Origin of the sequence: Salinimonas lutimaris, from assembly GCF_005222225.1 — a bacterium.
Classification (GTDB): Bacteria; Pseudomonadota; Gammaproteobacteria; order Enterobacterales; family Alteromonadaceae; genus Alteromonas; species Alteromonas lutimaris.
In genome coordinates this window covers 2,399,875-2,421,138 of sequence record NZ_CP036536.1, presented here as the reverse complement: position 1 = coordinate 2,421,138, position 21,264 = coordinate 2,399,875, and the positions used below count along the sequence as shown (strand labels likewise).

Sequence of the window (21,264 nt, the reverse complement as noted above, 5' to 3'; positions counted from 1 at the left end):
CTATGTTTCAGTTAACTGAAAAAGTAGCATTGGTGACCGGTGCCAGCCGTGGTATCGGAAAGGCGATTGCTTTACAACTGGCCCAGCTTGGTGCCACTGTTGTGGGGACAGCTACCAGTGCCAAGGGCGCTGATGCAATCAGCGACTACCTGCAGGAATTTGGTGGTAAGGGCTTATGCCTGAATGTCACTGACAAAGATTCACTGGAAGCAGGTTTAAAACAGATTAAGGATGACTTCGGCGGCGTGGATATTCTGGTTAATAATGCCGGTATAACCCGCGATAATCTGCTCATGCGTATGAAAGATGACGAATGGCAGGACATCATCGATACCAACCTGACCTCAATTTTCAACTTGTCGAAAGCCGTTTTACGGGGCATGATGAAAAAAAGACATGGACGGATCGTTAACGTTGGGTCTGTAGTGGGCAGCTCGGGCAATGCCGGTCAGGCAAACTATGCTGCTGCAAAGGCCGGTGTGATTGGTTTCAGTAAGTCAATGGCCCGTGAAGTTGCTTCACGTGGCATCACGGTCAACGTGGTGGCGCCAGGATTTATTGATACCGACATGACTAAAGCGTTAAACGATGAGCAGCGGGAAGCTATCTTCAAAGATATTCCAGCCGATCGTTTAGGTAAACCAGAAGAAATTGCTGCCACTGTGGCCTTCCTGGTCAGTGACAATGCAGCATACATCACTGGTGAAACTATCCATGTTAATGGTGGTATGTACATGAACTAAATGCGTATAATACGCATTTTGTCAGGGTGCAGGGTTGCTTTTTGTCAGCTCAGCATGTAAAAAAATTGTTTATCAGACTTTGGGGCGTCGCTGGTTAGACCAGAAAATTTGTTTGGTCTGATGCTTGCAAGCATGAGTCTTGCAAAATAAACTAGCGGCACTTTTTATATCTAGTTACGTTAAGGGAAACCTAGAATTATGAGTAACATCGAAGAGCGCGTAAAGAAAATCATCATTGAACAGCTTGGCGTGAAAGAAGAAGAAGTAAAACCAGAAGCATCATTCGTTGACGATTTAGGCGCTGATTCTCTGGACACTGTTGAGCTGGTAATGGCTCTGGAAGAAGAATTCGACACAGAAATTCCAGACGAAGAAGCAGAGAAGATCACCACTGTTCAATCTGCTGTTGATTACATCAACGCGAACAAAGACGCGTAAGTCTCTTTATTAGCAAAACGGCTCACCACGAGCCGTTTTCTATTTTCCTTCCTTAGTTCCAATGCGAGGGCTTTTTGTGACAAAACGTCGCGTAGTGGTTACTGGTCTTGGCATGTTATCCCCGCTGGCTCAGTCTGTTGACGAAACCTGGACCCGCTTGCTGAAAGGCGAAAGCGGTATTGGTGAGATAACGTTGTTTGACTGCAGTAACTATTCGACTCGTTTTGCCGGTCAGGTTGATAACTTTGACCCGCAAGAGTACATCGATAAAAAAGAAGCAAAAAAGATGGACCGGTTTATTCAGCTAGGTATTGCCGCTGGTAAACAGGCCTTGGCAGATTCTGGTTTAGCGATTAATGCTGATAACGCGCATCGTGTCGGTGTGGCCATCGGCTCAGGCATCGGAGGCCTGGAACAAATCGAACAGAATCATCTTAAATTGCTGAACAGTGGACCAAAGCGGGTATCTCCGTTTTTTGTACCTTCCACTATTACCAATATGATTTCAGGTTTCCTGTCGATCATGGAAGGCCTGAAAGGACCCAATTTAAATGTTGTGACCGCTTGTACAACGGGCGTTCATAATCTGGGTATTGCTGCCCGTACCATTGCCTATGGCGACGCTGATGCGATGCTGGCCGGTGGTGCTGAAGCGTCTATTACCCCGTTAGGTATTGCTGGCTTTGCGTCAGCCCGGGCGTTGTCTTCGCGTAATGATAACCCGCAGGCGGCAAGTCGTCCGTGGGATAAAGACCGCGATGGCTTTGTGATGGGTGAAGGCGCTGGTGTGGTGATGCTTGAAGAGTACGAAGCAGCTAAAGCACGTGGCGCGACCATTTATGGCGAGCTAATTGGCTTTGGTATGAGCGGCGATGCTTATCACATGACTTCACCGCCTGAAGATGGCGAAGGGGCTGCGTCAGCGATGCAAAACGCATTGCGTGATGCAGGCCTGGATGGTACCGAGATTGGTTATATTAATGCCCACGGTACTTCTACGCCAGCCGGCGATAAAGCCGAAGTCGCCGCCGTGAAGCGGGTATTCGGTGATCATGCCTACAATTTGATGGTGGGCTCGACAAAATCCATGACCGGCCACCTGTTAGGTGCGGCAGGATCCGTTGAAGCAATTTTCACGATTCTGGCGCTGCGCGACAAAGTAGCACCACCGACGATTAATCTGGATGAACCCGGCGAAGGCTGTGATCTGGACTTTATTGCTCATCAGGCAAAATCGTTTGAATCACCCTACGCCTTGTGTAATTCCTTTGGCTTCGGTGGCACTAACGGCTCACTGATCTTCAAGCGAATCTAACTTAGAATTTGCGATAAAAAAGCAGCATTACGCTGCTTTTTTTGTTTCTTGCTGCTTTCCTCTTCAAATGATCCTCTGGCGCTTTAATCAGATAGGGTCAGTGCTATGCCGGCGCCGGCCGGATTGTTATACTTGCTGCCCAATTAATGAAATTACACGGAGCGTGGTATACCGGTGAGTGAATTTTCCCTTAATGACCGGGTTGCCAATTATGGTGACGGGCTGTTTACCACCATGACTGTCAGTCACGGTCGGGTTGCCTTATTTGAGCGTCATCGCAAACGGTTACTGCACGATGCCCAACAATTGGGGATCTCGCTGGATAATGACGTGCTGGTCGATGCGATACGCCAGCATGCTGTATCGATGGAGCAGGGAACGCTGAAACTTCTTATCAGTGCCGGTGAGGGCGGACGCGGTTATGCCCGGGGTAACGGACAGCCGTCGTTACACTTTTCAGTACATGCGCTGCCGGCGCATTACGCGCAATGGCGTGAACAGGGGATCAGGGTGGGAGTCAGCCCGGTAAGCCTGGCTCGGCAGCCGTTACTGGCTGGTCTTAAGCATGCCAATCGTCTGGAGCAGGTGCTCATCAAGCAGCAGATGGCCACACAGCATGTTGACGATGTGCTGGTTACTGATACTGCCGGGAATATGATTGAAGCCAGTGCCGCTAATGTATTTTGGTGTGAAAAAGGCCGCTGGGTGACGCCGGATGTTAGCCAGTGTGGTGTGGCCGGTGTCATGCGTAGTTTTGTCACAGAGCGTCTGGCAGCGCAGCAATGCCCGGTCAGTGTGACAGAACAACCCATGCCTGCGGCGCAGCACATCGAGGCCATGTTTTTCACCAATGCACTGATGCAGATTGTACCGGTGCGGGATTTACATGCAGACACGCAGGTCGGTTTGAGAATGGAACCGGTAAAACAGATAGCGCAACAACTACGCGCAGATTATGAGCAGGAATATGACACGTATTAAAGTGCTGGTGTTAACCCTTATCGGGGTTGTTGTATTGTCGGCCGGCGCTGTTGCCTGGTACTGGCAGCATCAGGTGAATGCCCCTTTACGCTTATCTGAACCGACACTGTTTACCGTGCCTGACGGGGCCTCAGGTCATCGCGTGATGGCCGCGTTACGACAGCAGCAACTCACCGAAGTTGGGAAGCTGAGCGGTAAGATCTGGCTCAAAGTTGGGGTGGATAATCACAGTCTGCGCGCCGGTACTTATGAATTGCATCCCGGTATGACCCTGCAGGACGCTTTTCGCAAAATCAGCCGTGGCGATGAGTATCAGTTTACGATCAGTCTTATCGACGGTCTGACTTTTAAACAGTGGCTGAAACGACTCAAAGATCATGAACACATCGAGTTTGATCTCAATGAGGAAAAGCTCAGTGCCTTAAAGGCGCAGTGGCCCTGGCCGCCGGCAAATGGGCTGACCTCACTGGAAGGGATGTTCTTAGCTGATACCTATCATTTTACCGACCAAACCAAAGCCAGTATTATTTTGCAGCGCGCTATGCAGGCCTTACAGCGCTTTGTAGACAAACACTGGCCGCAACGAGCCGCTGGCGGACCACTGGATAATCAGTATGACGCACTGATTTTAGCCTCGATCATTGAAAAGGAAACCGCGGTGCCGGCGGAGCGGGCCAGAATAGCCGGGGTGTTTATCAACCGGCTTAATACCCGTATGCGCCTGCAAACCGACCCAACCGTCATTTACGGGATAGGCAGCGACTATGATGGCAATATCACCCGGGCCCATTTACGACAGAAAACCGCTTACAATACCTATGTTATTAGAGGACTGCCGCCCACCCCCATAGCGATGGCAGGACGCCCGGCGATTCTGGCTGCGTTGAAGCCAGCCCAGACCGAAGATTTATATTTTGTGGCCCGTGGTGACGGGTCTCATCAGTTTTCCCGCACTCTGGCCGAGCATAATCAGGCCGTGCGGAAATACCAGTTAAACCAGTAATCAATGGCAGACAATATGCGCGGTAAATTTATTGTAGTGGAAGGCCTGGAAGGGGCGGGAAAAAGCTCTGTGATTCAGCTTGTGGTAGAGGCCCTCGAAGCCGCCGGTAAAACGGTGGTGACCACCCGTGAACCCGGTGGTACCCCCATGGCTGAATCTATTCGGGAGTGCGTGAAGCACCCCTGGGAAGAACAGGTCGCCGAAGAAACCGAACTGATGCTGATGTATGCCGCCCGCCGCCAGTTACTGGTGAATCGTATCTTTCCTGCGCTGGAGCAGGGACAGTGGGTTGTGGGTGACCGGCATGAATTATCGTCGCTGGCTTATCAGGGCGGTGGCCGTAAGATTAATCAGGCCACCATGCAGGCGTTAAGTGATATTACTTTGCAGGGGTTTACCCCGGATTTAACCCTGTATCTGGATGTGGACCCGCAAACCGGGCTGGAGCGCGCCCGGGGGCGTGGTGAGCTGGATCGGATTGAACTATCTGGACTGGCCTTTTTCGAGCGCACCCGGGCTCGCTATCTGGAACTGGCCGCACGGGATGAGCGCATCATCACGATTGATGCAAACCAGCCAATGGCACAAGTTCATCAGGCTGTCAGTGCACAGCTTCAGGCGTATATCCGATGAGTGTGTTGCCCTGGTTTACACCAATATACCAGCATCTGACCGGACGGTTGCTGGCCAGTAAGCTGCACCATGGCTTACTGCTGACCGGCCCGGCCGGTATTGGTAAAGATCTGCTGGCCGGCGAACTGGCCAAAACCCTGCTATGCCGGCAGGTTGATGAGATGGGCTACTGTGGACAGTGTCACAGCTGCCAGGTATTTGAAGCTGGTACTCACCCTGACTTTATTTCGCTGGTCAGTGAAAAGCAGCTTGGCGTGGATAAGGTTCGTGAAGGTATTACCTCGCTAAGTGCCACGGCGCAATTTAGTGGCAACAAGGTGCTGATGATCCCGGAAGCAGACAAAATGACAGAATCTGCCGCCAACGCCCTGTTGAAAACACTCGAAGAACCCACACCTAATACGTTTCTGCTGTTAATAACCGATCGTCCGCAGCAGCTTCTTGCAACGATTATCAGTCGGTGTGAAAAACATGTGCTGGCCAGGCCGTCTTCTGAGATGGCTCTGCAATGGTTGCAGCAACAAGGCGTTCATGATGCCACTGAAGCACTGCTGCACGCGTACAGTGATGCGCCGCTGGATTTAAAAGCGGCGCTGGAGCAGGGCGATGGGCTGAGTTATCGGGAGTATGCCGACGGACTGGATAATTTACTCGCCGGGCAGGTTGATGCGGTGACCCTGGCAACCCAGTGGCAGGACAGTGCAGGGCGGGTTGTTGGGTGGTTGCAGCAGTTTGCCAGAGCGCAGTACACAGAAACCCTGCAAACAGAGCATTTTCATCTGTTTGAAGCCTGTAGTCAGGTGCAAAGAACCCTGCTCAATCCCGGGGTAAATAAAATTATGCTCCTGAGCAGCTTGCTGGCTGAAGTAAAGCGACCGGTAAAACCCTGAATTTTTAAAGCGATTAATCAACACGAGGCTATTTTGTTTGTAGATTCCCATTGTCATCTTGACCGGCTTAAATTAGAAGACGGCAGCCTTGCCGATACACTGGATTTTGCCCGTAATCGTGGTGTAGAACATTTTTTATGTGTCAGTGTCTCTGTGAAAGAGTTTGATGCGATGTACGACACTGTCAGACAGTTTGATGATGTATCAGTATCCTGCGGTGTTCACCCGTTACATCAGGAAGATGCCTGCACCTATGAACAACTGTTGGAAAAAGCCTCTCGTCCTGAAGTGGTCGCCATTGGCGAAACCGGATTGGATTATTTTTACAGCGCCGAAACAAAAGAGGTTCAGCTGCAGTCATTTATTGATCATATTAAGGTTGCCAATGCGCTGCAAAAACCGCTGATTATCCATACCCGGGATGCGCGCCAGGATACGCTGGATTTACTGAGGGAACACAAGGCGCCTGGTGTGAAGGGTGTGTTGCACTGCTTTACTGAGTCGCTGGAGATGGCGCAGGCCGCGATGGAAATGGACTTTTACATTTCTATTTCCGGTATTGTTACGTTCAATTCTGCCCAGGAACTCCGTGACGTAGTGAAAGCCGTGCCTCTTGAACGGTTACTTATTGAAACGGATTCGCCGTGGCTGGCACCGGTGCCACATCGTGGTAAACAAAACCAGCCTGGGTATGTGGTGGAGGTTGCTGAATATATTGCAGATCTTAAAGGTATCAGCGTAGATGAGCTGGCTCGCATCACCACAGACAATTTTTATACCCTGTTTGATCAGGTTAAATCACAGCACTAGCAGGATACGGTATGCCAGCGTGGAAACAACGTTTATCTAAGAGTCTTCATCAGGCCAGAAGCATGCCTGAGAGTCGCTATTTTCAGCTGGCAACCGTCACTAATGATGTCTTGCCGGCCAACCGCACAGTGGTATTTCGTTATATGGATGATGATGACCTGGCGCTGGCGATTATTGCCGATACCCGGTCAGCAAAATGGCAGGAACTGCAGTTACAGCCGCAGGCAGAAATTTGCTGGTACTTTTCTAAAAGCAGGGAACAATACCGGTTCACAGCGGAAGCGCGGTTACATACCATGGAAGATAAGCCTGAGCTGATCGCACAGCAGTGGGAGCGCTTGTCTGAAACGGGTCGCAAACAGTATTTCTGGGGAACGCCGGGCGCTGCTCGTAATAATGCTGCGCCCCTGCGGGTCTTAGATGATATGAGCCAGCCGCCAGCCCATTTTTGTGTAATTAAATTTCATGTCAGTGCTGTGGATTACCTGTCTTTGCAGGGGAATCCGCAGTTTCGTGAAAAACACTGGATGGACGAGCAGGGCAACTGGGTGTCACAGCCGGTGATACCCTGATAAATAATGATACTGACACTGCGTCGCAAGCCGGTGTCAGCGTACAGACACACTGTCAGAATAACTGTCTATATCCTGGGAGACAGGCGTTACTATCTGCTTGCCGTTACCTGTTCGGCATCCTGTCTTTATTTGTCCTGCTTATCGTTCAGACGCTTACCCGCCATCAGTCCGATAACAAATATAATGAAAATGACTACGCCAAATGTGATCAGTATGTTGATGATCATGCCCATGAAATGTCCCTGTCATTAGCTATAGAGCACTCAGAGTACTGCTTTACCCTTCAACACACAAGTCAGGGGGGCCGGTTTGCAATGGTCTCAGCCATGAACTTTAAATCAGGCTGACGTAGAGGTTTTGCTGTCATAAACCCAAATGTAGCTGTCCGGATAATAGTGTTAATTTAATAAATCAACTTTGTTTATTTATTCCTTTGTATAGCGTACTCTATCCGCAAGACTGAATCTGTTACCGCCCCGCGATATAAAGCTTTTAGGGGATGCCGGCCCGTTGAACTGGCTGACTGATATACGGTAACAACCGGAGAAATAAGCAATGAAAACAGTAATAGCCACAATCACCGCCCTGGACGGACAGGAAGCATTTTTAGCCGCTCTGTTAGAAAAGCTGGCTCAGCAAGTGCGCCAGGAGCCGGGTAACGAAGACTTTCTGGTTTATCAGGACTCCAGCAAGCCCGCCTGCTTTACGATTGTGGAAAATTATACCGACGAGGCTGCCTTTCAGGCACATATCAACACGCCCCATTGTTTCAGTTTTAACAATGCGCTGAAAACCGTAGCGGTAGGGGGTAAATCAACGGTTGAATTTTTTGACAGCGTAGGCAACCCGCACTTTGCGCATGCGAATGTTCGCGGTATTGATCATGTTGGTTTGTGTGTACCTGATATGGAAAAGGCTACCACCTTTTTTGCCCAGGCATTTGGCGCCCGCATTGTTTATGATGTGCAGTCACCACGCGACCCGGCGATGGCGGGTAAGGCTGTGGAAAATCAGCTGGGAATTCCAGAAGGCGCAAAGATCACCCACATGCGTCTGTTACGCATCGGTAATGGTGCCACGCTTGAGCTGTTTACCTTTTGCGATACAGCCCAGCGTGATGCCGCAGCACTGAACGACTATGGCTTAAACCATCTGGCGTTATATGTTGATGATATTCACCAGGTGGCTACCCAGATGGAAGCCGCTGGTGCCAGTCTGCTGTCACAGGTGCACCCGCTGGCAGGTGTGGAAGAAAGTCAGAATAATGCCGGGGTATACGGCAAAGCCCCGTGGGGAACGCTGATAGAGCTTATTACCACCCCCGATGGGATAGACTACGCGCCTGAAACTACCATTCGCCGGTGGAAACCTTCAAGAAGTGACGCCGACAACTCACCGGTGGACAACAGCAACCGTAGTCTGGAAGCCTCAGCAAAATTAACCGAAGCGGGTGTTATCAAGATGACAATGTTCCTTAAACGTAAACAGGGCATGTCTCATGAAGCTTTCGTGGAACATCACAGTACCCGACACGCAACGCTGTTTCGTCAGATTCCGGGGGTCAAAGACCATGTACTGCGTTATATTCAAACGCATCCCAAAGGGACTGATGTTATCGCGACGGACAATGCAGAATATGATGGTACGGCTGAAATCTGGTTTAAATCAGAATCATCCTTACAACAGGTTATGGAATCGGAATTTTACCAAAGCACAGTTTACGAAGATGAAAAGACCTTTATTGATCATGACAACACCCTGATTCAAATCGGATCTCAGCTCAATATTATTCAGTAAGTCCTGATGGGGGGAGAGCGCAGTCACTGGCTCTCACCGCTGATAACTGTGGTTATGAGTCACCTGCTGAGGCAGCGTGACGGAAAGCTGGTCCGCTAAAAGATGACTCACTCATATCCGGCGGCAGGTAGGCATGATCATTACTGTTTATCCGGCCTTGTACGGTGCTGATAACGGTATAGGCACGACCTGGTCGTGTCCCTTCTATTTTTAAATTCCCGGATTGCGCTGAAACCTGCTCTACAGTTAAGTGTCCGATATTCTGCTTCGCCGTCCATCATGCCATCTTGAGAAGTCCGTCTTCAGCGAGTTAGGTGGTACTGGCTTGCGCGCTACTTACGGCCAGTAACACATTGACTGATAAAAAATAATACGCGTAAACCCTTCTTTGTTGAGGGGGAGTGTCTATATAAGACGGGCCACCCCGGCGTATTTATATCGGCTGCACAACAGTGTCTGCCTGATAACAGACAATGTTGTGCAACAATAACCTGCTATCTGTTGTCAGCAGTGCTCCCGGATTGAATCTGACTCAGTGACTGCTTTGCTGTAAGGCCGCAAGGGTGGTTACAGCACTGACATTTTGTAGCATCCGTAATGTTTGTGAATGATCTTCATCGCTGGCTGCTGCACAGCAATCATCAATGACAGTGCAGGTAAAATCCCGGTCGTGAGCATCGCGAACCAGTGACTGGACAGCCATATCGGTAGCGACGCCGGCCACCAGTATGTGTTTGGTACCCAGACTGGATAGTGTGGCCGCCAGGTCGGTATTGTAAAATCCGCTGACCCGGCGTTTAGTGATCTGCTTTTCTGTTGCTTCGGGGGTTACCTGCTCATGAAACTGGCTGCCCCAGTCACCTTCCCGGGCAAGTTCATTCTTTTTGGCCGGACCAAACAGGGGAGAGTGTGGCGGATGTTCCAGATAGGCAGGGGAAAATGCTAACCCGATATGAATGACAGGGACAGAGCTGGCTCTGGCCCAGCTTATCAGACTGGCTACCTTGTCCAGAGTGTGGTGACGCTGATTAAACGCTGCATACCCTTTGGCAGCCATTTTGCCTTTTTCGTGAATAATGTCATTGATAAAATCTACAACAATAAGTGCTTTTTTCATCGTGTCTCCATCTTCGAAAATCTGTAAAGGTACAGGTTATATCCACGCGCTGCCAAATCTGTTCACGGTGATTCGCTCAACCACCATTCTGTTAAGTCGGTTGGTTTAACGCATTGTTTGAAAAAGACGAACCGGCGTTTTTAAGGCACAGTACCGGCTCACATTGTTAAACAAGGCAGCAGCATGACAAGCCAGCCATTTTATTCCACTATTTATTTGTCGCATGGCGGTGGTCCCTTACCATTGCTAGAAGATAAAAGGCACACAGCACTGGTTCAACAGCTTAAACAGATCGCCAAACAAAGCCGCAAGCCGGATGTGATTGTGCTGGTTAGTGCGCACTGGGAGGACAGTCAGTTTCAGGTTATGAGTCAGACAGCGCCAGCTTTATTTTACGATTATCACGGATTTCCTGCCGAAGCTTACAGCCTGACGTATCCGGCACCAGGCTCACCCGCGCTGGCCAGCACCATTATTAACGCACTAACAGAGGCGGGGATGGCAGCTGGCAAGGAAACCCGGCGTGGGTTTGACCACGGGATGTTTGTGCCGCTGTCGATAATGTATCCTGAAGCGGATATTCCGGTGGTTCAGATATCTTTGCAGCAAAGTTTGCATGCCGCTCAGCATATTCAGTTAGGTCAGATACTGGCGCGGTGTTTACCTGCCAATACTCAGTTAATTGGCTCAGGGTTTTCGTTTCATAACATGGCGTCATTCAAACGTGTGGATGGGGATGATCATGAAATGAACGCTGCATTTCAAGACTGGCTGGTGGATACTATTGCAGGTGAAAAAGTATGTGCAACGGATCGGCAGCAAAAGCTGGAGCAATGGAAACAGGCACCTTATGCTCGCTATTGTCACCCCAGAGAAGAACATCTCATTCCGTTACACACGTGCTTTGGGCGTGAAATGCGAAAGGCGGACCAGTACTACCAGTCAATGGTGCTGGATAAACTGGCCACGACCTTTGTGTGGCAAGAAACCTGACTCAGGTCCGTTGTCTTGCCGGCAACTGTTACTGAATGACTGATTTTAGCGGCTGATCCCCTTTAAATAACCCGTAAATTCGCTGATGAGCTTTAGGATTATCTACGCTGTAGACAATCGCGGTCGCCACATCTTCACGAGGAATCTTACGTGCCTCTTTATCGCCGGGCATTAACTCCTGAACTTGTTCAGTGCCGGGTTCATCAGTTAGCGAACCCGGGCGCAAAATAGTGTAAGTCAGGCCGCTTTGTTTCAGGTGTTCATCGGCCATGTGTTTAGCGACCAGATAAGGTTTCAGCGGTGAGTCAATGGCGTCAGGGTCATCTGAGCCCACTGAGCTAACCATGATAAACTGCGAAATACCGGCTGCTTTGCTATATTCGACAGCATTGCGCGCCGCCCACAGATCTATAAGTAATGTTTTGTCCGGGCCGGTGCTGGCACCAGAGCCTGCGCTGAAGACGACGGTGTCACAGCCTTTCAGCGCTGCAGAAAAATCACTTTCCAGGTCACCCTCAAATACAGAAAGATTGTCGTCATTCAGATCATCAATTTTGCTCTTATCCCGCACCAGAGCGGTGACTGCATGTCCTGCGGTAAGAAGTTTCTGTACTGCCTGTTTGCCAATTTGCCCGCTGGCGCCGATAACTAAAACACTGCTCATAATAAGCTCCGTTGATTTAAGATTGTGTGCTTTGTTCGCAGGGCAGTGCCAGCAGGATCAAGAAAAGAGACAGGTTGCCACTAGCGGTCAGATAGTTGAGATAAGCAGCAGTTCAATAGCATATTAAACCATGTTGTTTGTAACCGGACATGTAACAGAGTGAAACAGTGCGTTTCAGTTTGTTACCCGGGGGTTGGCAGGTAAGGGAATGCTCGGGTATAACTGTGCCGACGCTATCAAAGGACTGATTGAAGTGTTGCACGTTGCTTATTGTCCTTTTGATACAAGCGACATGTTTCGACATTGCGTTCCTGTCTTGGCGTAAGTACTAATGTCGTACTTACGCCTTTTTTTACGACAACAGTTTTATGGTAGCAGGCGCTGACAGCATTGTTTAAACTTTTTATTGCTGGCGCAGGGACACGGATCGTTTCGGCCAATTTTCTGATAACCAGTATCGTCATGCATCATACCGTCGGTGTATTTCCACCGGCCAGCCTCGACAATAAAGTTTGATGTTTCATGCATAAGCCCGACTTTTTTGTTGTCAAAATACCAGGCCTTAAACTCAACCTTGTCTGACGCCGAATGGGGAATGACATTAAGGGCAAACCAGCGAGTACCAGCAGCACTTTGAGCAATATCTTCCACCGTTAGTTGTTCTTTATACACCTGAGCATAAGTATCAACAATATAGCCATAATGGGCAGTGCAATAAGCCGAAAAACGTGAGCGCATCAGCTTTTCCGCTGTTTCCGGCACAGCGCTACCAGTAATGAAGGGCTCACAACACTCGCGGTAGGGTGTTTTACTACAACAGTAACAATTCATAGAACACTTGGGGGACTGACTAAAGCCCTGATCTTATCGCTACCGGCGACAGATTACCAAGGCCCTACCACCAAATTCTGCTTAGCTTCGCTGGTAACGGTGATATTAATCAGAGAAACCCCTTTTTGTTTACATAAAACAGCCACGTTCTGCATTTCTTTCGTGGTCAGCGACAAATTTTCTACATAGATCGTGGCACATTGCCCACAGATTACCAGCCGTGAAATCCACAGGGCCAGTTTTTCACAGGCTGGCTTCTGAATACGAATGCCATCTTCCACACTTTTTGAAAATACCAGTGAGTCGGCCAGCAGATAGCGCCAGGCCCGCGGGGCGGGTTGTGGTACTACGCCGCTATCAAGAGGAAGTGGCAGCTGAAAAGAATTAGTGTGCGTATTCATAATGATTCCCTGTTACTGTTTGTTTATACAGTGTATGTGTATACAGTATAAAGATATTCAAGTAAGGTCAAGTCGCTGGTTAATAAATGTTCGATGTATTTTAGTAAGCGTATGTTTTTGATGGGTTTATTGTTTTTTGTGGGCGAGCCTATTGCATACAGGCATACAGGCATACAGGCATACAGGCATACAGGCATACAGGTATACAGGTATACAGGTATACAAGAATTTTGCAGAAAGCCACGTTGATGCGGGTCGATAAGAGCCAGTGCGTTAATCAACAAAATGACCGGTGAGCAGGGGGCATAAAAAATGCAGAATAAAAATGCAGAATAGTTTAATGAACTATTGTGAACAAAAAACAGTCAATTCTTATACTAAAGTATAGGTGAAATTTTAGCCAATAGAGCAGAGTATACAAACACTGTTAATATTGATGCGCTGCTGAACAAGCTTCGGGAAGTCGTACATCGGTTTGCAAATAACTGCTGAGTTTGCTTCGTTACTCTACTTTCATATTATCAGGAGTAAGTAAAAAGACATGGACAAGTTGCAACCTCTGGCGAATCCGTTCATTAAAGAAGGCGGATTCACCCGCCTCGCGCTGGATCATATGCCTAACCAGATTTTCTGGAAAGATCTGAACCTTCACTACCTTGGCTGCAATAAAGCATTTGCTGAGGTTGTCGGTCTTTCGTGTACCGATGATGTGGTTGGAAAAAGTGACTATGATTTTCTGCGTGATACCAGCATGGCTCATCGGTACCGGGAGGATGATCAGCGAGTGATTGACACCGGCATCCCGATTATCGATCGGATAGAGCACTATGATGATGCCCATGGCGGATTTGGTGTTGTCAGCACCACCAAAGTCCCCTTGATGGAAAAAGACCAGATTGTGGGGATTCTGGGAATCTGTGTTGATATCACCGCACAAAAGATGGCAGAGTCTAAAATCTACGATAGCGAGCAGCGCTTGTTGTCTATCATGTCCGCTATATCCCACGGTATTCAGGAAAATGACTGCACTGGCACCATTACCTATGCCAATCAGGCATATCACACCATGCTGGGTTTTGAAGATGGCCAGTTGATTGGCAAAAAATTCTGGGATGTGCTGGCTACCGATGATGACATTGTATTAATGAAAGCCCGGTTTTTTGCCCTGCTGGCCAGCCATAGCGAACCCACCTCCTTAATTGTTAAAAGCCGGCACAAGAATGGTCAGCTTATTTGGGTAAAAGCCGACTGGACATACCGTCGTGATGTTGATGGGAATTTGCTGGGTTTTACCTCGCTTATCAGCGATATCACGCAAAGTAAAATTGCCCAGGACAAACTCGATTTTCTGGCTCATCATGATGCACTGACTCAGTTGCCTAATCGCACTCTGTTCAATGAAATTACCGACAAAGCTATTAAGCGTGCCCGGCGTGAAAATACTATGCTGGCGGTTATCTTTCTGGATTTGGACCGGTTTAAGAATGTTAACGACAGCCTGGGGCATTCAGCCGGGGATGAGTTACTGGTAAGTGTGGCCGCCCGGCTACAGGGTGTGTTGCGTGATACCGATATGGTGGCTCGTCTGGGGGGAGATGAATTTGTGGTTTTGCTGGAAGACATTCATGACCTGACCCGGGTCAGACTGATTTGTGAAAAAATATCCCGCTCACTGACTACGCCATTACCTGTGCTGGGTCAGACTGTGATGATTGGTGCCAGCCAGGGGATCAGTATTTATCCAAACGACGGTGACACCGTTGATGCGTTGCTCAGCCATGCTGATGCAGCCATGTATCTGGCTAAAGAACGGGGGCGAAATAATTATCAGTTTTACACCCAGGCGCTGACTGACAATATTCGGCGCCGCCTTGAGATGGAAAACAGCCTGCACCTGGCGATCGTACGTGGCGAATTTGAGCTGTTTTATCAACCCCAGATCAACCTGTTTTCAAATCAGATAAGCGGTGTGGAAGCATTACTTCGATGGCACCATCCCACGCGCGGTTTGCTTTCTCCGGTAGAATTTATTGATATTGCCAATGAGACCGGGCTTATTGTTGATATCGGACGCTGGGTGTTACAAAAAGCCTGCAATCAATTGGCATTCTGGCAGCAAAGCCACGTGGCCATCAATCGGGTTGCCATCAATATCGCCGGAATGCAGCTTGAACGTGGCGATCTGGTTGCCGACATTGCCGAAGCCTTACTGTTTAGCGGTGTGCCGGCTCATATGCTGGAGCTGGAAGTGACCGAAAGTTTCATTATGCAGCACTCAGATAACCCTGTTTTGTGGCTGACGCAACTGCGCAACATTGGTGTGCATATCTCCATTGATGACTTTGGTACAGGTTATTCTTCGCTCAGTTACCTTAAACAGCTACCGGTGCAGAAACTGAAAATTGATAAATCGTTTATTCATGACATTCCCCATGATGAAAATGATATGGCGATTACTGCAGCGATTGTGGCAATGGCTCATCGTCTGGGTCTTGCTATCATTGCCGAAGGGGTTGAAAGCCAGGAGCAAATTGACTTTCTGCTTGGATGCGGGTGTGTGGAAGGGCAGGGATATCTGTTTGGCAAGCCCATGCAGGCAAGTCATATCGAACATTTACTCAGCGAGCAAAACACTGTCATCGATAGCCAGCTATGAAAAAGTCACTGGACCTGCCGATCGTCGCCATTCCTTTGCCTGGCTAACTCAGCCTCCCGTTTTATGTGCGGTTGAATCGTGCCCGGTATTCAGCCGGTTAAATTAGCGTATATTCACGTAGCAAAGCAGGCCTGGTCCGGCTGTCTGACCGATTTTCCTTAATCAGCAAGGTATGTTACCGGTGGCATATTGGGTACTTGTCTGCAGCGTAAGCTGTTTTCTCTGATATTGTCTCAACCGAATCCTGTCTTAACCGAATACGAGTCCACCGGCCAAAAATCGCCGGTATGATCCAGCCGGCGTTGCACTGATTTAGTTTGTATCATTACAGCTGAAATTGGTTACCTCATGACATATTTTGTGGAATCCTGCGTCATTTCAACGTAGCTTTTAATCAGACGATGTTAAAAGGGGCATACCATGCAGGCTTTTTTTTCCCTGTATCTGGCAAACTTATTTTTGGTGGGAGGCACCGGATTGCTGACCACCTATCTGGCCTTGTACATGGATAAGCAGGGCACGGCCACGCTGTGGATTGGTCTGCTAACCTCGCTTTATTACATCGGCCTGCTGTGCGGGGCTAAGCTGGGCTATTACCTGATTAAATCGGTGGGCCATATACGGTCTTTTGCTGCCTGCACTGCTGCTGTGACAGCCTGCGTCGCCTTGCATGGTGTCACAGACAGCCTGTGGGTGTGGCTGGCCTTACGATTGCTGGTGGGGGCAGCCATGATGTGTAACTTTATGGTTCTGGAAAGCTGGTTAAACGAGCAGGCCAGCCATGAACAGCGTGGTCAGGTATTTTCGTTTTACATGATCACCTCTTACCTGGGAACCGTGATGGGGCAGCTGGCTTTATCCCGGTTTCCTGAATTAGGCTATGCCCCCTTGTTTCTGGTGTGCTTTGCGGTTGCCGTTGGTATTGTTCCTATTACACTGACCCGCCGTATTCACCCCAAACCGCTAAAGCCGTTGCAGGTCGGCCTGTTCAGTTATGTGACCCTGATCCCGCAGTCGCTTACGGCCATTTTGTTTGCCGGCATTATAAACGGCAGCTTTTACGGACTGGCGCCGACGTATGCCCGTCAGGCTGGCTTTGATGCGCAGGGCATTGCCACATTTATGTCAGTGACAATCTTTGCCGGTTTACTGGCCCAGTGGCCTATGGGCATACTGTCTGACCGGGTGCGGCGCAGTGTGCTGATAAGATTCAACGCGGTGATATTGTGTATCATTGCAGTCATCATGTTTATGCTGCCGTTGTCTCAGTTTGCAGTGTTGTGTCTCACGGGCTTGTTCGGGATTGTCGCATTTACGCTTTATCCGCTGTGCTCGGCACTGGCTAACTCACGGGTAAATGATGAAGATCGGGTAGGCGTATCATCAGCCCTGTTAATGGCCTTTGGTGCCGGTGCCGGTCTGGGCTCGGCGATGTTGGCGCAGGCGATGAATCATTTTGGGCATAGTGCGCTTTACGGTGCTATTGCGGTTTTGGCAGCGTTGATGTTCGGCTTACTTACTCTGATCAACCTGCGGCAGAAAGCAGAGCAACCTGATCACAGCGACTTTGTGGTCAGCGCATCCGACATGACCACCTCACCGCTGGCCGCCACGATGGACCCAAGGATTGAAGAAACCATTGCTCAGGAGCAGTTGTTGGTGGTGGAAGAAGATACCCGCGACACGCAGGAGCAGCGCGGGTAGCCGTAGGTTAAGGCAGAGGAATAAATTCGTGATCATCGCCGGGGATGGTCGGGAACTGGCCATTTTTCCAGCGTTGTTCTGCCTGGGCAATTTTGTCTGCCGAATACGCCAGAAAATTCCATTTCAGTATCGGCTCCCGGGCCAGCGGCTTGCCCCCGAGTAAAAAGTATCGGCTGTTTTCCTGCGTGGTGATGTCGGCTTCATCATCCAAAATGACAAAGTCACCGCCCCGATAGGTGTTCTGGCCGATAGTCACTGCACCAGACATAACATAGCAGGCTGTCTGAGACTCATGACAGGGGCGGGCAACCACCGCTCCCTGTTCAGTAATAATATCCAGATAAAACATAGGCGTGTAGGTTTTAACCGGTGAGCTGTAGCCAAATGCCTCACCGGCAATCAAACGCATCAGCACTTTTTCACAATGTATATAAGGCAGGTGTGCTTTATTAACGTGAATAAACCCCGGCTCCATATCTGCCTTGTCCTCAGGAAGCGCAATCCAGCATTGCAAACCGTTAAGGGTATGGTCCTGCCCCCGGGTTTCCAGTGTTTCACGCTCTGAGTGAACAATGCCTTTACCGGCGGTCATCCAGTTAACATCGCCGGGGTGAATTTCCTGAATGGTGCCCAGGCTGTCCCGGTGCAACATACTGCCCTGGAGCAGATAACTGATGGTGGCCAGCCCAATATGCGGATGCGGCCGCACATTGATACCCGTACCGGCGACAAATTCAGCCGGTCCCATGTGGTCTACAAACACAAAGGGACCGACGGATTTAGCCCGGGCATTTGGAATGATTCGGCTTACCGAGAAACCGCCCAGGTCTTTTCTGTGAGATTTAAGTAAAGTTGCCATACTGGCCTCGCTATTTTTTCAACGGTAAGTTAACAGGTGACCACAGCGGTGTAGCCTGCGGCAGCGGTTTGTGCCACTTACTGTAAACCTGTGGGTCGGCATACTGAATGTCACCGCCAACAACGGTCAGCAGCGACCGCGTAGACAGCAGTCGTTCGGCGTCTACGTGCAGAATATCCTGATTAAGAATAGCAAAGTCTGCATATTGTCCTGGTGTAAAGCTGCCTTTGACCTGCGCCTCACCGGATAATGCTGCGCTACCGCGGGTAAATAAGCGCAGGGCGGTCAGCCGATCCGGCAAATCCTGTTTTGGGATAAGCGGCGTGCCACCAACGGTTTTACCACTCACAGCCCAGTAGTAGGTGGCCCAGGGGTTGAAGCTTGAAACCCGGGTTCCGTCTGTGCCCAGGCCAACATCAATACCAGCCTCCAGTAGCTTTTTAAGCGGAGGGGTACGGGCTGTTTGCTGCTTGCCGTAGCGAGCCAGAAAATCTTCTCCGGCAAAGGCCATCCGACCCTGCACGGCAACCGCACCGCCCAGTGCAGCAATTTTTTCAATATTGTCATCGGAAATCGTTTCTGCATGATCAATAATCCAGCGTACCGAGTTGACGGGCTGGGTTTGATTCACTTTTTCCAGTACGTTGAGTATCCGGCTGATAGATTCATCATAAGTGGCGTGTAACCGAAAAGGCCAGCGATTGAGCAGGTGTAACCGAACCACTTCCTCGAGCGCGTGTTCAGCCCGTTCAGGAAGTTCAGGCCGCGCCGCACGAAAGTTTTCATAATCTGAGGCCTGATAGGTCAGCAGTTCGCCCCCGCCTTCAATCACAAAACCGTTGGGCAGATGCTGATGCAGGTTCTGGTCAGCATGAAAGTCATCCATCCATTGCATAAAGCTGATCATTTCTGTATCCGGCGTCTGGGGGAACAGGTAGTTTGAGATTCGTAGCGGCAAATCTCCCTGCTGTGCCAACTGGGTACTGGCCTGATAGTCTTGTGGAAAGGCATGACCGCCACCCCCGGCATCCACCGCGCTGGTGACACCGTACTGCAACATCTGATTAAAAAACTGCATGCTGGAGTTAACCTGTTCCTGCACACTTAACTGAGGCAGCGCAGCAATGGTTTTGTAGAGCAGCATCGGGTTGGGATCGGCAACCAGTACGCCGGTCGGGTTGCCGGAGGCATCTTTTTCATAATAGCTGCCCGGTGGTGCCTCGCTCTGGCGAGTAATCCCCAGCACCTCCAGCGCTTTTTTATTCATGATACCGGTGGAATACAGGTGCAGAACAAACACCGGAACATCCGGGGCAGCAGCGGTCAGCTCCTGCGGCGTTGGCAATCGCTGCTCTGTAAACTGATACGGACTCCATCCCCCGATGACTCTGACCCACTGGCCCTCTGGCGTGCGCGCTGCCTGTCTGGATATCATGGCCAGTCCTTCCTTAAGACTAGTTACACCTTCCCAGCGTAGCTCCAGGTTATAAAAACGTCCGCCCCGAACAACATGCAGGTGTGAATCATTCAGACCCGGAACTATCCGGTTAAAACGGGCGTCAATAATCCTGGCGCTGTTTTTTACCGTGCCGGGTATCGCCGCATAGTCGGTGTAAAATGTCTCAAACAAGCCATTTTTGATGGTAAATGCCGAATACTGATTTCCCTCGTAATCGGTAATACTGCCATTTATAACCAGTGTGATATCACTGGCCCGGACACTACCTGATAAAAGCAGGGCCCAAAGCAGAGTTATCAATACAGATTTAGTCATGCTGGTTACTCCTCTGGCTGGAAAAATAGGTTGCCAGTGCGTTGATGTCATCGTCAGACAGTTGACGCGCGTTAGGGCGCATAATCATTGCCATTGAACCGCCGCGTTCACCGCTTCGGTATGCTTTTAGTGCGTAAATAAGATAAGCCTTGTTTTGCCCGGCCAGATTCGGATTAGTTTGAACCGGAGCAATACCGGTTTCACCATGACAGCCAGAGCAGTATTGAGCGAGCGCTTTGCCGCGCTTTATGTCGTCTGCCTGTGCCATTGCATCACACGCCGGTAAAGCCAGAGTGCTGAATAATAGTAATAATCGGTACATGGGAGTCTCCTGACACCGGCCCGGCAGTTGCGTGAGCCAGTGTCGATAAGCCTGCTAAATTACTGGCCTTCTTTGGCATTAAACATTTCGGTTGCGTAAATCAGCCCAAGCCCGTAACCGCCGGCATGTTGCTTGGCAATGTCGGTCACTTCCTGATAAGTGCCGGTACGCGCCCAGTCCCGCTGTAGCTCCAGCAGATACTGTAACCAGGTAATGGGCTTAGCGCCGGCCTGAATCATGCGTTGGACTGCCATATCATGCGCTTCCTTACTTACGCCACCCGAGGCATCAGTAACAAAATAGACATCGTAGCCTTCCTCAATGGCCGATAGCACCGGTCCAACCCCGCATACCTCGGTCCACAGTGCAGCAATCACAATTTTATTTTTCTTAAACTGACTCACTTTGTCGGTCACGCGGTCATCTTCCCAGGTATTCATGGTGGTGCGGTCAATCGGCTGCTGATCAGGAAATACTGCTTTGAGTTCGGGAAACAATGGCCCGCTGAAAGACTTTTCCGCCACGGTGGTGAGGATGGTGGGAACATCAAACGCCCGGGCTGATTTGGCCAGTGCTGTGACGTTGTTACGCACTTCCTCAATACTGTGGGAGCGGGTGGCAAATGCCATTTGTGGCTGGTGGTCAATCAGAATGACAGTGTGATTATCCGGGGTGAGTAAGCCGGACGCAGGCTCGCCGGCCAGCGCTAACGGAGACGCCAGCGCCAGACCTGCAACCATGGTTGAATAAATATTTCC

The 21,264-nt window shown here is 49.8% G+C and carries 21 protein-coding genes; 13 read left to right on the top strand and 8 right to left on the bottom strand.

Features of this window, described 5'->3' with window-relative positions; all coding sequences use genetic code 11:
• Positions 1-2: 2 nt before the first annotated feature.
• From fabG to EZV72_RS18520, 10 genes are all read left to right on the top strand, one after another.
• Positions 3-743 carry a 3-oxoacyl-ACP reductase FabG gene (fabG, locus tag EZV72_RS10540; RefSeq protein ID WP_137167219.1) on the top strand — a complete coding sequence of 247 codons (741 nt, stop codon included), beginning with the start codon at positions 3-5 and terminating at the stop codon, positions 741-743.
• Between the two features lie 198 nt (positions 744-941).
• Complete coding sequence (gene acpP / locus EZV72_RS10535; RefSeq protein ID WP_108566146.1) at positions 942-1,181, top strand: acyl carrier protein; 240 nt, start codon at positions 942-944, stop codon at positions 1,179-1,181.
• A 76-nt stretch (positions 1,182-1,257) separates the two neighbouring features.
• Entirely contained in the window at positions 1,258-2,496 is a 1,239-nt protein-coding gene (gene fabF / locus EZV72_RS10530; protein ID WP_137167218.1) for a beta-ketoacyl-ACP synthase II, read from the top strand.
• A 174-nt stretch (positions 2,497-2,670) separates the two neighbouring features.
• Positions 2,671-3,477 carry an aminodeoxychorismate lyase gene (pabC, locus tag EZV72_RS10525; protein WP_175405092.1) on the top strand — a complete coding sequence of 269 codons (807 nt, stop codon included), beginning with the start codon at positions 2,671-2,673 and terminating at the stop codon, positions 3,475-3,477.
• A complete protein-coding gene (gene mltG / locus EZV72_RS10520) occupies positions 3,464-4,480 on the top strand; it encodes an endolytic transglycosylase MltG (protein WP_137167216.1) in 1,017 nt (338 codons plus the stop codon). Before pabC ends, mltG begins: the two co-directional genes overlap by 14 nt.
• Before the next feature lie 15 nt (positions 4,481-4,495).
• A complete protein-coding gene (tmk, locus tag EZV72_RS10515) occupies positions 4,496-5,113 on the top strand; it encodes a dTMP kinase (RefSeq protein WP_137168719.1) in 618 nt (205 codons plus the stop codon).
• Entirely contained in the window at positions 5,110-6,003 is an 894-nt protein-coding gene (gene holB / locus EZV72_RS10510; RefSeq protein WP_137167215.1) for a DNA polymerase III subunit delta', read from the top strand. The genes tmk and holB overlap by 4 nt, the downstream gene beginning before the upstream one ends.
• A 33-nt stretch (positions 6,004-6,036) precedes the next feature.
• Positions 6,037-6,813, top strand: coding sequence for a TatD family hydrolase (locus tag EZV72_RS10505; RefSeq protein WP_137167214.1), 777 nt, complete (start codon positions 6,037-6,039; stop codon positions 6,811-6,813).
• An 11-nt stretch (positions 6,814-6,824) separates the two neighbouring features.
• Positions 6,825-7,385 carry a pyridoxamine 5'-phosphate oxidase family protein gene (locus EZV72_RS10500; protein WP_137167213.1) on the top strand — a complete coding sequence of 187 codons (561 nt, stop codon included), beginning with the start codon at positions 6,825-6,827 and terminating at the stop codon, positions 7,383-7,385.
• Positions 7,386-7,943: 558 nt separating this feature from the next.
• Positions 7,944-9,185, top strand: a complete 1,242-nt coding sequence (locus EZV72_RS18520; protein WP_137167212.1) for an EthD family reductase — start codon at positions 7,944-7,946, stop codon at positions 9,183-9,185.
• Positions 9,186-9,717: 532 nt separating this feature from the next.
• On the opposite strand, the gene EZV72_RS10490 is transcribed toward EZV72_RS18520, so the two are convergent.
• Positions 9,718-10,302 carry a cysteine hydrolase family protein gene (locus EZV72_RS10490; protein WP_137167211.1) on the bottom strand — a complete coding sequence of 195 codons (585 nt, stop codon included), beginning with the start codon at positions 10,300-10,302 and terminating at the stop codon, positions 9,718-9,720.
• 183 nt (positions 10,303-10,485) lie between these two features.
• On the opposite strand from EZV72_RS10490, the gene EZV72_RS10485 reads away from it, so the two are divergent.
• Positions 10,486-11,295, top strand: coding sequence for a DODA-type extradiol aromatic ring-opening family dioxygenase (locus EZV72_RS10485; protein WP_137167210.1), 810 nt, complete (start codon positions 10,486-10,488; stop codon positions 11,293-11,295).
• Positions 11,296-11,323: 28 nt separating this feature from the next.
• Here EZV72_RS10485 and EZV72_RS10480 read toward each other — a convergent pair whose 3' ends face one another.
• The 3 genes from EZV72_RS10480 to EZV72_RS10470 all read right to left on the bottom strand — a co-directional run bounded on the left by EZV72_RS10480 (position 11,324) and on the right by EZV72_RS10470 (position 13,191).
• Positions 11,324-11,959: an SDR family oxidoreductase gene (locus EZV72_RS10480; RefSeq protein ID WP_137167209.1), complete on the bottom strand. Its 636-nt coding sequence runs from the start codon at positions 11,957-11,959 to the stop codon at positions 11,324-11,326.
• 366 nt (positions 11,960-12,325) lie between these two features.
• Positions 12,326-12,790 (bottom strand): YchJ family protein, encoded by a 465-nt coding sequence (locus EZV72_RS10475; RefSeq protein WP_137167208.1) that lies wholly within the window; start codon positions 12,788-12,790, stop codon positions 12,326-12,328.
• A gap of 53 nt (positions 12,791-12,843) precedes the next feature.
• Positions 12,844-13,191 carry a deoxyguanosinetriphosphate triphosphohydrolase gene (locus EZV72_RS10470; RefSeq protein ID WP_137167207.1) on the bottom strand — a complete coding sequence of 116 codons (348 nt, stop codon included), beginning with the start codon at positions 13,189-13,191 and terminating at the stop codon, positions 12,844-12,846.
• Positions 13,192-13,732: 541 nt separating this feature from the next.
• Here EZV72_RS10470 and EZV72_RS10465 point away from each other — a divergent pair.
• A complete protein-coding gene (locus EZV72_RS10465) occupies positions 13,733-15,847 on the top strand; it encodes a putative bifunctional diguanylate cyclase/phosphodiesterase (RefSeq protein WP_137167206.1) in 2,115 nt (704 codons plus the stop codon).
• Between the two features lie 420 nt (positions 15,848-16,267).
• Positions 16,268-17,551 (top strand): MFS transporter, encoded by a 1,284-nt coding sequence (locus EZV72_RS10460; RefSeq protein WP_137167205.1) that lies wholly within the window; start codon positions 16,268-16,270, stop codon positions 17,549-17,551.
• 7 nt (positions 17,552-17,558) lie between these two features.
• On the opposite strand, the gene EZV72_RS10455 is transcribed toward EZV72_RS10460, so the two are convergent.
• Genes EZV72_RS10455 through EZV72_RS10440 form a run of 4 tightly spaced genes read right to left on the bottom strand, consistent with a single transcriptional unit; the run spans position 17,559 to position 21,246 of the window.
• Positions 17,559-18,410, bottom strand: a complete 852-nt coding sequence (locus EZV72_RS10455) for a pirin family protein (protein WP_137167204.1) — start codon at positions 18,408-18,410, stop codon at positions 17,559-17,561.
• Between the two features lie 10 nt (positions 18,411-18,420).
• Positions 18,421-20,184: an amidohydrolase gene (locus EZV72_RS10450; protein ID WP_137167203.1), complete on the bottom strand. Its 1,764-nt coding sequence runs from the start codon at positions 20,182-20,184 to the stop codon at positions 18,421-18,423.
• On the bottom strand, positions 20,177-20,506 hold the full coding sequence (locus EZV72_RS10445) for a c-type cytochrome (RefSeq protein WP_137167202.1): 330 nt from the start codon (positions 20,504-20,506) through the stop codon (positions 20,177-20,179). Before EZV72_RS10445 ends, EZV72_RS10450 begins: the two co-directional genes overlap by 8 nt.
• Before the next feature lie 59 nt (positions 20,507-20,565).
• Positions 20,566-21,246, bottom strand: a complete 681-nt coding sequence (locus EZV72_RS10440) for a hydrolase (protein WP_137167201.1) — start codon at positions 21,244-21,246, stop codon at positions 20,566-20,568.
• Between the last annotated feature and the right edge of the window lie 18 nt (positions 21,247-21,264).